The following is a 13,087-nucleotide window of genomic DNA, read 5'->3' on the forward strand; positions in this document are numbered from 1 at the left end:
TATCCAATTCTCAATAGATTACCATGAGCGGACAGGTCCTGTATCAATATGCACAAAATTACTTCTTGGATAATAACCCACACCACCCGCTTTCATTCTTAATGCAACTTGGCGCACTTTAGAAAGATCAGTGCCGACTAAACGAAAATCCATTGCTTGCCCACGCGTGTGATAGCTCTTCTTTGCCACTCCACTACTACTATGACGTAGATTATTATTGGTCGCTAAAGAGCGATAACCTGAAATAAGTTCAACGGGCTTATTATTATTAAGCATCACTTGCAATAAGTAGATTTGGTCAAACAGCGCGGGATCTATCGATTTGATTTTGTTTTGACGATAATCTCTAAAAAGGTGATTTAATTTAGCAAGCTCATGTTTATTATAACGTTTTCCATCAAAAAACTCGGCTTTAATAGTTTCACCGGTATTTAAATTATTAAAGCGAAGGATTTTTGGACGAGGTGTTGCTAATGAAGCAAATGCATGAGAAGGCAATAACCCTAACCCCACTGCCGCCATACCAAGCCCCAACCACTTACGGCGATGTGAATCAATAATATCCATAGTATACGCACTCAACAAATTATTTCAGGAGGAAGAACCTTTATTATGACAATATTTTTCTCGAATTGTTTCTTATGGTTTGTATAGTATTGTAAATAACACATCATTTCAATTTAATGCCATTAGTACTTTTATAAGCTTAGTTATTTATATTAGATTCTATTTTTATCATTCTATTTTTAATAAAAATTTAAAAAATATTTTATAATTTATTATATTTTTATATTACCTTATTAATAACCATACAAACACAACACTATCTTATTGATTTGTATAAAAATAAAGGACAGCTAAATTAGCTGTCCTTTATTCAATGGATATTTGCTTATATTAAAAGTATTTCTTAATATTCTCTAAATAGGGTTGTGCATTGGTGGTCATTTTGTCATAACCATAAATATCTGCACGATATTGAGGTGCATTTTCCTGAGCTACCCATGCTGTTTGATAATATAAATAAACCGGAATACGTTCAGGAATTGGCGCATATTGTGTTGAACCACGTTTTAATGCTGCATCAATTCTATCTTGTTTCCATCCAGCATCGCCCAATAAAATGGAAGCAAGCTCAGAGGCTTTATTAACACGGATACAACCTGAACTGATTGCTCTCATATTTTTTGAGAACAATGAATGATTTGGTGTGTCATGCAAATATATTGCATCTGAATTTGGCATATTAAATTTATAACGCCCTAATGAGTTTGTTGGCCCAGGAGCCTGCCAAATTCGATAAGGAAAGTTATTAGCACTCATATTTTGCCAATCAATATCATAAGGATTAATGGGATAGGCATCATTTCCCCACCCGGAATAAATAGTATATCCCTTACGACTAAAGTAACTAGGATCGGCTTTACCTTTAGGTACAATATCTTTACGAGTCATACTTGTTGGCACATTCCAAGGTGGATTAACCACGACATTATTAAGTGCACTGCTCATAATCGGCGTTTTTCTATCAGGACGACCGACAATGACTTTTGAGTCAAGAATAAGCTCGTTATTGGCATAAAAATAGAGTGAAAAATCAGGGATATTAACCCAAATTCCAGTATCACCAATAGCAGGTGTCAGGCGAAGACGTTGAATATTTAATGCCATAATACTAGCACGTTGTGCTGGTGTTATATTTAGCCACACTCGAGTTTGTCGTCCAATAACACCATCGGGCTCTAACCCATGAGCGGTTTGAAATAATTTAACAGCCGCAACCAAAGGTGCATCATAAACGGTTGTCACCACTTCCTGCTCATTCGCTGCTAACTCAGGAATTAATTTTAAATTTCGTAAGATCTGTCTCAGCGGTATAACTTCTTGTGATGATTGATTTGGCTTTAATGATGTCGTTCCTTTCATTTCTGGCCAAACAACTGAACTATGTAATTGCTTTCGCACTTCTTCTTTCATTAAGGCGTAATAAGGGTGAGACGGCGCATAAGAAATAACAAAGCTACCTAAGGTGTTATTTTTGATATTTTGCTGTAATTCCACGACTGATTTATCAGTTGGAGATGGTAATGTTTGCGTCACATCACGATACAGCAAAGAGATACCTGATTTATTTACTTGCTCGACAAAACTGATATAGCCTAAAAAAGCATCTGATAAAATAAGGTCTCGTGCTTCTTTGGTTAATTCCGGTGACTCTAATTGTATTAGCCATTGCCCAAATTGGGATTGGACCCCAGACATCGCCAATTCAGCAATTTGTTGCTGTAATTGCTGTACTGTTTTTTCATCTTGCCAGATTAATGCTAAGTCACTTGCTTGGTAAACTTTTACTAACTGAGTTAAATATAACGGTTTATATCCCGTTGAGCTCCATGATTGTAGTTTTGTTCTGACTGCTAACTCAGTCAATTGTGGAGCATTCATAACCACAATTGCAGGTTCTGGCATAACGTCATTCTTCACAGGAACTAACGTCGCACTTTTGGTTTCGGGCGCAGATAACGTCACCGACTCTGTTTCTGTGGCTATTGCATAATGCCCAGAAAAGAGTGTACCTATAACAACTGAATATGCGATTGCTCTTTTAATTGGTTGATGCGCCATAAATCCTCTACCCTCATCCCTTATTATTATTTTGGTATCCTAGAATATTAGATGAGCTAGGCAAAGAGTTTTATAGGAATAAACTAATATTTTTAAAGTTTTGTAAACCCCAGATGGAAATTTGATTTTATTTAATCAAAAAAGGACTACTTAGCTGTTTTTATATTCAAATATAGAATTTAAATTAGAGACGTAATAAAAGAGCAAAAAATAGACATATTGAAAATAAACTTTCAGGAAATAATAAAGAATTGTGAATGGATAAATAAATAAGATTATTTTAATGGCAGGTCTTTTAAATAAAAAAGGCGCAGTTTCCTACGCCTTACAAATAAAGGTAAACAAAGGGTAAAGATTAATACTCTGAATTGATAACAACTTCTTCACCAAACTGACCTGCTTTTGGCAGTGGTTGGTAAGAAGAGTTAGCGGCACGTAAAATACGAATACCACGGATGTTCAGTTCATCTGCTGCCGCGATATCGGCATCAGCATCACCGTAGTAAATTTTTAGTTTATGATCACGCATCCAGCTTACTTTGTTATTTGCGCCAGGTTGGTCACCCGCAAAGATAACAGGCTGCATTTTATCAGCAGGAATATTTAAGCCTTCTTGTACATATTTGGTCACAGTCTCAGTTTTAGTTTGAGTACGACCAGTAATGAAATAAACAGTGTCCCCACGTTTTAAGTGCATCTGAACAAGATCAATACCGACTTGTTTAGGCATACTGAACTTATCCCACTCGTTATTCATTTTTTCCCAAAATTCTGGGTTTTTCAGGTAGCTGAAATCGTTTGGAGAGTATTCTAGTTTACCACGGTAGAAACCTGGGCTTGAGAACAGAACGGTGTCATCAATATCAAAACCAACTGCCATCGGTGCTTGACCTGCAAGGCTTTTTTCAATATCTGCAACAGAAACCCAATGAATTGGTTGTTGTTGTGCAAGCTGTGCAACAGTAACGCCTGGGCTAACAACTTCTGGCATATGAACTTTTGCCATTGCCGCGCCATTTAAACTTAACGCTAAAGCAATTGCACTAAAAGCTAACGTGACTTTACGCATTCTCTTTCCTTTAAATTTTTATAGTAATCACATACGGAAGCGATCATAAACATCATGATTACATTTAAATGAGACATGGCGCACGTTATACCATTTAAGATTTCATTTTCTTGTTAATTTACTTTCATTTTTTGATCTATGTAACACTTTAAAAAAAGAAGGCGCTATAAGCATAAGCCTGTAGCGCCTTATTCTTGCCCTATTGAGGCTAATAATGGAATAAATTTATTCTGTTATTTCAGCAACATTTGATGATGCAATTTTATCTTTTTCAGCCTGTTGACCAAAACCTTTTAACCCAACAACATGTACATGTTCGGTGCCATTGAACACTTTACGGACTAATTTATAGGTTGTTCCTTTTTCAGGACTGATATTTTCTGGTGCCGCAATAATTAACTGCATATCAAGACGCTCACAAAGCTCAAATAACGTTGCAATAGATTTTGCATCTAAACGCGCCGCTTCATCAAGGAAGAGTAAACGACAAGGAGAGATATCTTTTCCTCTTAGGCGTCGTGATTCTTCTTCCCAGCTTTGTACCACCATTACCAGAATTGACATCCCCGTACCAATGGCTTCACCTGTTGATAAAGCGCCACTTTCTGCTTTTAACCAACCTTCAGGTCCACGATTAACTTCGACATCCATTTCAAGGTAATTACGGTAATCTAACAGCTCTTCACCCACGGTTTGTGGCATACGTTGACCGATGTCCACTTGAGGGTTTAAACGCTGATAAAGTTTCGCCATTGCTTCAGAGAAGGTCAGGTTTTGGTTTTTAAATAAATCTTGATACTGGTTATCTTCTTCAGATAACACATCCAATAATACTTGATGGCTTTCACGAATATTGACGTTGAGTCGGACACCGCGCACCTGACCAAATGAAACCGCTTGCAAACCTTGGTTTAACATACGGATACGATTTTGTTCGCGCTGAATAGTTTTACGAATAATATTCGCGACACTTCGTGAGCTAATCGCTAATTTTTGCTCACGACTAGTTAACTCTTCAGTTAAGCGAGCGAGTTCGATTTCCATCTGTTCAATGGCATCAACGGGATCATCGGTTTTAATGATGTCTTGGCGAATGCGTTCTCTTAAATGCTGATATACCGCAATAAAGAATTGCACTTTACGATCAGGATATTTCGCATCTTCTGAGCGACGTAATGCATCACGTAAATATTCATTATCAGCAACTGCTTGACGTAAAGCCCCTAACGCTTTATCCGACATTGAGCGTAATTCATCAGCAGAAAGATAAGCAAAGTCTCGTCGATGTAAACGACGCTCCATACCATTTTCTTTCACTAAGCGCATAACCGCGCACCAACCCGCTTTTGCACTCACAACATGCTCACGAATTTGAATGTAGTCACGTTCAAGTTTACGAATTTTCTTGGTTAAATTATCTCGCTCCGCTTCACTCAGTGCGATGTCTCGCTCAAGTTGACTAATACGTGTACGGTTTGCACTGACCGCAGAATAACGCTGATCACGAAGCTCTTTAGCTCTTGCCTCTGCACCAATATCAATATGGACCCCTGTATCACGCATCTCTTGCTCAAGTTCTCTGAGCAATTCAGATTTAGTGTCAAAGGAGCTTTTTAATGATGCGAGTACTTGATTAAATTGCGCACATTGAGCTTGTTGCTGACGATAAAGTTCTCTTGCCGTAGCACGTTCTGTTTCTGCCATCTCTAAACGGTGACGTAGCTTCTCGTTAAGATCACTATTTTCACTAACAATCTCAACAGCATCACTATAACTAAAGTGTGGGCGACGCTGTACCACCTCCACCAACAAGAAAGCTTGTTGCTGATAACGTTGCTGCTCTGCTTTCGCTTGCTCGTAATCTTGCGCTAGTTGTTCATGTACTTGTGGATCACTTTGTAAAATTGAAGCGATAGGCTCTAATGTTGCCAATGCTTTTTCGTGACGTTGTAAATGACGCATTGACTCTTCTGCGGCGTACAGCTCTTCACGTAACTCTTCCACACGATCAATCAGTGTTTCATCCATCAAGATATTAATTTGAGGAATAAGTTTATTAAGAAGATTTAGCGATTCTTTAGCTCGTGAATAATGTTGGCGCTGTTGCTGAGTGCTCTCTTCGTATTGCGCTAACGATCTTTCTAGCTCGTTACGTCGCTGATTCAACTGACGAATATTCTCTTCAGGATCAGCCTCAAATGCCACTGAAATATGTTGTCCAATAAACTGACTAAAGGCATGGTGAGCACGTTGGATCTTCTGTACATCAAAAGCTTGTGTTGCGTAAAGTTCAGAAAGCTCATCACGCTGACGCGATAAAATTTCTAATTGATTTTCACGCGCGGCTCGACCAAACAGTGGAATTTCAGGATAGCGAGAATAACGCCATTGTCTATCTGAGCTCTTAATGAGAACCGCTTTATCCATCTCTTGTGCATTAAATACACTGTCATCGAAAGACTGTGGGTCACCTTCAATAAAATAGAGATCTTCAGGGCAATCTTCTAATGTTTCTAATTGTGCTTGTACTTGGGACAGATCTTGTACCACAATCGCATGACGTGCTGGGCCATATAATGCTGAGAAATAAGGTGCATCGTCTAACGTAATATCATCATAAATTTCTGATAATAAAACGCCATTAAAACGTTCCGCTAACGTAATTAATCGCCCATCTTCAGCACCACTTGGCTGACTTAAACGTTCAATTTGCGCTTCAATCTGTTGTTTGCGTGTTGCAGTTTCATCACGTAATACCGTTGCGTCACGCTCTTTTTCAAGTAACTGTTGCATATATTCTGTTACTTGATGACCCGTTTCAAAAGATTGACGAGTCTGTTCACACAATTGTGTTAACGCATCTTGTGCCGCCAGCCATGCCGGTGCTTGTTTTTTCAGCTTTTCAATTTGTTGTTTAAGTTGATCTAACTCTTGGCGCATTTGCATGCGGTGTTCGCCAGATTCATTAACGTAATCGCTAAGCTCTTCAATTTTTGCTTCTAATTCATCTTGCAGAATTAACAAATCATCAGGTTCCATCGACTTGCCATGATGTTTATTAAATTCTTCAAGTTGACGTTCTGCATTATTTCGTTGATGCAAACGCTGTTCTAATTCAGCTAACTGCATACGAATAGGATGAACCCTATCCGCTTGATGTCGATGAGAAGACCATTCACGTAATGCCGTTTTTGCGGCATCCCATGCATTTTGACGTTCAACCTCACCAACAATCGAGCTCACCAGTTTATAGGCTTGATCAAATTGTGTTTTAGCGGCTTCAGAAACATTGAGTTTCTGCTCCATCGCAAGCAATGAATGTGTAATGGTTTGAATTTTTGCTTGGACCCGCTCAGCCCACTGCTCTGCATTGGTTTCGTCTAAATCCGCAATATCGCATTGTGCTTTAGCACGCTCTAAAGCCTGTACAGCTTGGCGATATTGAATTGCGCGGGTTTGTTGTACGTCCAATGCTTGCTGATAGTCTGCTAACTGATTTTTTAGTTCATCGACTTCTTCTTCTGCTGACTCTACGCGTGCTTCAAGTTCTTCTTTCTTAGAGGCGGCTTCTTCAACCACTTCACTTTGTTCTTCTAAACGGAAAGTTATTTCTTCTACATCAGCAACATAGCGGTCAATTTTTTCTTGTTGACGAACCGCATTTTGCACTAAATTTAGCCGGTCGCTTGCCGCTTGATAATCCGCTTCAAGATCAGAAGATAACGCTTGTTGCTCTTCTAACTCTTTGCCCATTTCAACAAATCGATACGCTTCGTTATTAATGGATTTACGTTGACTCCATAACTCACGGCGTACGGTTAAAGCTTCATCAAGATGAACGCGTCGTTCATTGGCATGACGCATATAGTCAGCCGCAACATAAGATGTCGCTTCTGTTATTAAATGCTTAAATAAATCACGATCAGATTGAGTGACACGAATCGCTTCAAGCGTCATGCGGTTTTCACGTAATGCGCCTTCCATATCTTGGAAGGCTTTTCTTACACCACTATTTTCAGGTAGTAAATAATCACGTAAAGAGCGTGTAATCGCACTTGAAATACCGCCGTACAATGAAGCTTCAATTAAACGATAGAATTTGGCACGATCACTTGCTGAGCGTAAACGTTTAGGAATAACCCCTAAATCAAACATCACCGCATGGAAATCAGTAATAGAGTTAAATTGTCTAAAAACAACCCCATCAATAGCTTCAACTTTTTCTTTTAATTCATTAAGCGGTAAAACACGAGCTTGGCGATCGGCAACAGCTTGCGTCAAAATTTCTGTTGGGTTTTCCGCCATTGGCAACCCTTGGATCATAAAGGGTTTGATATCAACTTTCTTATCACGTCCTGCAATTTGCTGTAAACGAACACCAACCACAGCACGTAAATGACGCGAGTTGATTACATCTAATACGGCATAACACACCCCAGGGCGCAGTTTCCCGTACAACCCTTTATCACGCGATCCACTTGTCGATCCGGCTTCTGTGGTATTACGGAAATGAAGTAAAGTAAGATCAGGGATCATAGCTGTAATAAATGCAGCCATAGTGGTTGATTTACCCGCACCATTACCACCTGATAACGTAGTCACCAACTCATCTAGATCAAAAGTACGAGCAAAGAACCCATTCCAGTTGATAAGTGTTAATGAGCGAAATTTTCCCCGTTCAATCATTTATTTTCTCCCTCCGCATCATCTTCACTGGATTGTAATTGCTCATCTTCATTTTCTTCATCATCGTTAAGTGTTTCTGAGCTATCTTCAAGCGCCATTGCTTCACCATCTCGGATCATTCGCATTTGAGCCTCAAGTGGAGAATCACCACTACGTACATCTGCACCAAAGCGAAAAACAGATTCAGTGATCGAAAAACGCTGCATATCATTTAATAAGAATGAAATCATGCCTAAGCGACGTAAACGATTTAAAGAGGTTCTCATTTTTTCTTGTAATTTTTGCAAATCAAGATCAGAACCGGTTGAGCGTTGATTCACTAAACGTAAAAGTTTGGTTTCATCTGCTAATGTTCTTAATTCATCAAACAGCTCTTGAACGGTGAATATTCCCTGATTCGCTAAACGTTCAGGGCTAAGATAGAGATAACAAAGAATTTTCCCCACCAGCATATCCATTTCAGAGAGCACAGAACGTGGAATAAGTGTGGTTGAACGAGGTCGCAAATAGAAAAAGCCTTCTGGCGCTCTAATTAATTCAACGTTATAACGCGCATAAAAGTCTGATAACTCATCTTGAAAATCCATCAAAAAAGCATGATTATCCAGAGAATCTATACCGATATGTCGGCCTGATCGTAACTGGCTATCCAGTTCAGGAAAAAGTGAGTTCGCTAATGCCTGCGCCAGTTTTGCTGGCATAAATTGTTCAGTATGTATCGATGACATGCGCTTGTACCTTAGCTCCATATTCGTTAATTTCTGACCATTTTGCAGGTAATCCTGCGAGCTCAGCTTTCGCTACACCTAATCGTACTGCTTGATCAATCACAATACGTGCAACATCAAAATGTTTCTGTTGCGGATAACGATTAAGGTATTCAACTAACACCGAACTGAGATCTAATGCTCGTTGTTCTAATTTGTAAGAAGCAAGCTCTTGCTCTACCCATTGCGCTATCTGTTCGTTCACTTCACTGAACATTTGATATTCAAGCTCTTCGGGTAATTCACCCGTGACTTCTTCATCACGTAGAACCAGTTCTTCATCACGCATATCAAACAACCGATCAGCATTCGCGTAAGTCAATGCCCATGGGCTGTCGAAATAGTTTTGTACGGATTGACGTAAGCGGCGAGAAAAAATACGGTTTTTATCCATATCAATCGCTGTACGAATAAATTTATGGACATGCCTATCGTATCCAATCCATAAATCAATAGATTGCTGACCCCAACTAATAATGCGGTCTAACTTACTTTGAAGTTCAAACACTAATGTATCTATTTGCTCAACATGACCCGTATTCATGTTTGCTTCCTGAATACGTAAGAGATTAGCTTGAAGTTTGTCTCCCGCTGCTTCAAGTGTATCTTGTAGTTCTCTTAACGTACCCGATGTTTCAGATAGTAACTGTTCACAGCTTGAAATAGCCGCTTGCCAATCTTGGTTTAATAACGCAGCAATATCGTCTTTTACTGTATTTTGCTGCTCATCCATAATTCGCTGAGACAAATCAATGCTATCGAAAATTTCCGCTACTGAATATTTTAGAGGTGCGAAAACATTTCGATGCCAATGATATTCATCACCGCCGTCTTCTGCAGCGCTAGCCGCTGAATCAAGCTCCCCCGCCACAATAGAAAGTTGCATAGATAAGCGCAATGATGAAAATTCGCGTTGGCGAATATAGTAATCACTAATTCCGATACCCAACGGGGTTAAACGGTATATTGCATTACCTTCTACCAATTCACTGGTAAAACGGTTAAAAAGTCGCTGCTTTACCATGTCATTAATGGCATTATTCGCGCGAACTTGTATTGATTCTGCGGGTTGCTCGAAGCCTTTACACACTTCCCTAAAGGCATCAATTAACTCCCCTTCACTGATTTCGCCATCAAGACGCTCGCTGTTTAATACAGCAACAGCCATCAAAAAAGCTAATCTTTCTGGTGGCAGTGAGATTGAGAAATCATTTTTTCTCGCCCAAGACACTAACTCAGGAACGGTCTGGGTAAAATCACTCATAGTACATCCTTAATTTACACGCTTTTGTGCCATGACATGAATGTAACGCCCCAGACTGATATAGGGCTCTTGCCGACAATATCGTTGCTCTAATGCAAGCAACGATGGAAAATCTTTATTTTGTAACTGACGACTTTGCAAATAATCATGGAAAACGCGGACACCCGTTTTGCCTAATATTGTCATCGAAAACTCATCTAACCATTGGTAAACATCTTCTGGTTGCAATGGATTTTGAGGTGATAGCGATTTTTTTCTTCTACGTGGGATCTCAGGATTTGCCAGATGAAAATTTCCTAAAATCGCATTTCTCATGACAATGCCATTCGCATTGTAAAACATCAGCGATAAGATACCATTAGGTAGCAACATATCGGTAAGAACATTTACGGCGTCTTTCTGATCCGTGATCCATTCCAATACTGCATGAAATAAAATTAAGTCAACCCTTTCATCTATATGCTCTTTAATCTCTTGAGCGGCACAACAAATAAACGTCATGTTCTCGATAACACCCTCTTCAATCGCAGCGTCTTGTGCGCGATTAAGCATCTCTTGTGATAAATCACATAAGATAATTTGGTGTCCTAATTTAGCAAGCTGACGAGAGAAATAACCTTCACCTCCACCTGCATCTAAAATACGCAAATTCCGGTTAGGTAAGAGGGTCAATAATTGCTGTAAATCTTCCCAAATCACCGCTTGACGTATTTTACCCTTTGTTGTGCCATAGATATTGCGGGAGAATTTATCTGCAATATCGTCAAAATTACGATCTGACATTAAAACGCCTCATGATAACAACTGACTACTTGCGCTCTTTGCGTTCTGATAAATTCAAAAATATGAGACACTGTACACAAATAAAGAGGACAATTTTACCAGTGTTCTATGATACTGACTGTTTTCTCTAAAGAAATAAGTCATGAATCAGACTATTCGCAAAGCGCAGTATAAATATAACGCTTATTAATGAAAAAATTAACGTTCAAACGTTTATCGTTTTATAAATAATTAAACGGTTCTTTATTTCTATTGATGAAAATTTAGTGAAACGTTGTTGTGTTAGCTATTTTGACACAATGTCTTGGAATTCCCCTAGTTTTCACTAAGCTTTCGCTATCAATTGCATGTATTTCACTCAATCTAGGATGATTTATGCTGTTTTTGCTCAAAAAGTATGTTGCAGGCTTTCTGATGCCCTTGCCTTTGCTCTTATCAATCGCCTTTTTTGCATTAGCACTACTTTGGTTTACTCGTTGGCAAAAAACCGGAAAAAGCCTACTCACTGTTGTGCTTGTTCTGTTAACTATTTTAGGCATACAACCCGTTGCCGATACACTATTAATGCCAAGTGAAAAAGAGTATCAAGCTCGTTATGAATTACGAGAAAATTCGCAACAAGATGTGAACTACATTGTTGTTTTAGGGGGTGGATTTACTTATAACCCCGAATGGGCACCCAGTTCTAATCTTCTTAACAATAGTTTGTTTCGTGTTACTGAAGGAGTAAGGCTTTATTATCGCAATCCTAATTCAACACTGATTTTTACGGGGGGAGCAGGTGTTAATCAGATAAGTAGTGCAGAAGTCGCCGCGCAAGTGGCACAATCTTTAGGTGTCCCGGCAGATAAAACTATCGCATTATCAACACCGAAAGATACAGAAGAAGAAGCCTATGAAGTTGATAAATTAATTGGTAAGAAACCATTTTTACTTGTAACGTCTGCCAATCATTTAGCACGCGCTGAACGTTTCTTTTTAGCACGAGGCATGAACCCTATTGTTGCGCCAGCTAACCAATTAGCTATTACTTCGCCATTACATCCTTGGGAAAAATATTTTCCCTCTGCCACTTACTTTCAACACAGTGAACGTGCATGGTATGAGTTTTTAGGATCGATGTGGCAATCAATAAAACCAGAGAGTCATCCAGAATTATTACCTGAGAATAAGCAGAGCGAAGAGACTATTGCCAGTACAAAAAACTAACAATCTTTGTTGAAAAGATTTCAAAGCACACATCAAAAAAGGCATGTAATTAACTTACATGCCTTTGAAATTTTAACGGATTTTAGCTACGCGTAATAATAACGTATTATTTTTATTTGCTTGATCGTAAGAGGACTTAAGCTGACGCATGGCTTCTATTTTACGTTCCATTACACCCATTTTTTTTAACTTAGAAATATCGTGTTTTGATAACATAGCCACTCCCCATATCTCCTAAATCACTCATAATAATAGATATTACGTCAATATGTAGTTTCTGTAAAATTCGGTCATAATAACGCTTCAATTTATGATTTTCCGCAAAAAATAAGTATGCTTTAGATCTATAGGTCTTACAATGTAATTCAATTATTGTTTTTAGTGCCTCGGCTAATTCATTTTGAAAACAAAATTTACGAGAACATTCTCCTTTAAGAGGTGGTCTGTAGTAAGTTTCATTAAAAAAATTTTCTTGCCTATCAAATTTTAAATCATAACACTGATCTATAATTTTAAATCCAACCTCTTCACTTCTATAACAAATATATTCTTCATCAGTAATATTTATTTGGCTAAAAAATAGAATAAACTTGAATTCATCTACAAAAAAATCGTAAGTATGTGCAATAAAATTATGATTAGGAAATTCTTTAAATTCACCAGAGTATTGTATTGTCATCTTAA

General features: G+C 38.5%; 10 protein-coding genes. 1 reads left to right on the forward strand and 9 read right to left on the reverse strand.

Annotated features, from left to right (window positions below; translation table 11 throughout):
• Positions 1–18 precede the first annotated feature (18 nt).
• From DK865_RS04360 to cmoM, 7 genes are all read right to left on the reverse strand, one after another.
• Complete coding sequence (locus tag DK865_RS04360; protein ID WP_109391319.1) at positions 19–567, reverse strand: YcbK family protein; 549 nt, start codon at positions 565–567, stop codon at positions 19–21.
• Positions 568–897: 330 nt separating this feature from the next.
• A complete protein-coding gene (gene ldtD, locus DK865_RS19110; protein WP_109391320.1) occupies positions 898–2,625 on the reverse strand; it encodes a L,D-transpeptidase in 1,728 nt (575 codons plus the stop codon).
• A gap of 355 nt (positions 2,626–2,980) precedes the next feature.
• Complete coding sequence (gene aphA, locus DK865_RS04370) at positions 2,981–3,694, reverse strand: acid phosphatase AphA (RefSeq protein WP_023581332.1); 714 nt, start codon at positions 3,692–3,694, stop codon at positions 2,981–2,983.
• A gap of 225 nt (positions 3,695–3,919) precedes the next feature.
• Complete coding sequence (gene mukB, locus DK865_RS04375) at positions 3,920–8,380, reverse strand: chromosome partition protein MukB (protein WP_109391321.1); 4,461 nt, start codon at positions 8,378–8,380, stop codon at positions 3,920–3,922.
• Entirely contained in the window at positions 8,377–9,108 is a 732-nt protein-coding gene (gene mukE / locus DK865_RS04380) for a chromosome partition protein MukE (protein WP_109391322.1), read from the reverse strand. The genes mukB and mukE overlap by 4 nt, the downstream gene beginning before the upstream one ends.
• Entirely contained in the window at positions 9,089–10,411 is a 1,323-nt protein-coding gene (mukF, locus tag DK865_RS04385; RefSeq protein WP_109391323.1) for a chromosome partition protein MukF, read from the reverse strand. Before mukF ends, mukE begins: the two co-directional genes overlap by 20 nt.
• Before the next feature lie 9 nt (positions 10,412–10,420).
• Entirely contained in the window at positions 10,421–11,194 is a 774-nt protein-coding gene (gene cmoM, locus DK865_RS04390) for a tRNA uridine 5-oxyacetic acid(34) methyltransferase CmoM (RefSeq protein ID WP_023581328.1), read from the reverse strand.
• 375 nt (positions 11,195–11,569) lie between these two features.
• Between cmoM and elyC the strand changes: the two genes are divergently transcribed.
• Positions 11,570–12,403 carry an envelope biogenesis factor ElyC gene (elyC, locus tag DK865_RS04395; protein ID WP_109391324.1) on the forward strand — a complete coding sequence of 278 codons (834 nt, stop codon included), beginning with the start codon at positions 11,570–11,572 and terminating at the stop codon, positions 12,401–12,403.
• Positions 12,404–12,475: 72 nt separating this feature from the next.
• On the opposite strand, the gene DK865_RS18725 is transcribed toward elyC, so the two are convergent.
• Positions 12,476–12,619: a hypothetical protein gene (locus DK865_RS18725; protein ID WP_194295179.1), complete on the reverse strand. Its 144-nt coding sequence runs from the start codon at positions 12,617–12,619 to the stop codon at positions 12,476–12,478.
• Positions 12,594–13,082: a hypothetical protein gene (locus tag DK865_RS04400; RefSeq protein WP_109391325.1), complete on the reverse strand. Its 489-nt coding sequence runs from the start codon at positions 13,080–13,082 to the stop codon at positions 12,594–12,596. Before DK865_RS04400 ends, DK865_RS18725 begins: the two co-directional genes overlap by 26 nt.
• Positions 13,083–13,087 lie beyond the last annotated feature (5 nt).

The organism is Proteus cibi (assembly GCF_003144405.1).
Classification (GTDB): domain Bacteria; phylum Pseudomonadota; class Gammaproteobacteria; order Enterobacterales; family Enterobacteriaceae; genus Proteus; species Proteus cibi.